This window comes from Mesorhizobium sp. M1E.F.Ca.ET.063.01.1.1, from assembly GCF_003998155.1.
Classification (GTDB): domain Bacteria; phylum Pseudomonadota; class Alphaproteobacteria; order Rhizobiales; family Rhizobiaceae; genus Mesorhizobium.
Genome location: NZ_RZSC01001476.1, coordinates 1 through 583, shown reverse-complemented (window position 1 = coordinate 583; position 583 = coordinate 1). Strand labels below are relative to the sequence as shown.

Below are 583 nucleotides of genomic sequence, written 5' to 3'. Positions count from 1 at the left end.
AAGCGCGACGACGCGCGGCGTCAGCGTGCCGCGCAGCAGGCCAAGCGCCGCGCAGATGACAAGCAGCGTCGCCGCGCCGAAGGCGCAGCGCCAGAACACCACGTCGATGGCGGGCTGGCCCGAAAGCACGACGAACCAGCCGATCGTGCCGAGTATCGCCATTGCCGCGGTCATTTCGACCGTGCCGCGCAGCGTATTGCTCATGAAAGACCCCAAAGATTTTCGAGGCTTCATGATCACAAGAGGTCGAGGTCATTTCCATGCTGCGAAAAAGATGATATCGCCTATTCGCCTAATTAAAAAAGGCAGAAATGGCTTTCATCGTGGAATGTGAAAATGCTCGACGATCTTGACCGGCGCCTTCTCGACATCCTCGTCCGAGATTCCAGGACGTCGCTGAAGGATCTCGCGCAGCAGGTCGGCATGTCGTCGCCGAGCGTTTCGGAGCGGTTGCGGCGGCTCGAGGAGCGCGGCGTCATCCGCGCCTTCACCATCGATGTCGATCCGGAAGCGCTCGGCTACCCGCTGCAGGCGATCGTGCGCATCCGGCCCCTCCCGGGCAAGCTGCACATCGTGCAGAAGC

Annotated in this window: 1 protein-coding gene and 1 pseudogene; one reads left to right on the top strand and one right to left on the bottom strand. The window is 61.6% G+C overall.

Going from position 1 to position 583, the window contains the following annotated elements; genetic code table 11:
- Positions 1–204, bottom strand: a pseudogene (locus EOA29_RS39315) (EamA/RhaT family transporter); the annotation flags it as partial.
- Positions 205–336: 132 nt separating this feature from the next.
- On the opposite strand from EOA29_RS39315, the gene EOA29_RS39310 reads away from it, so the two are divergent.
- A partial coding sequence (locus EOA29_RS39310; protein WP_145970152.1) for an Lrp/AsnC family transcriptional regulator occupies positions 337–583 on the top strand: 247 nt, incomplete at its 3' end.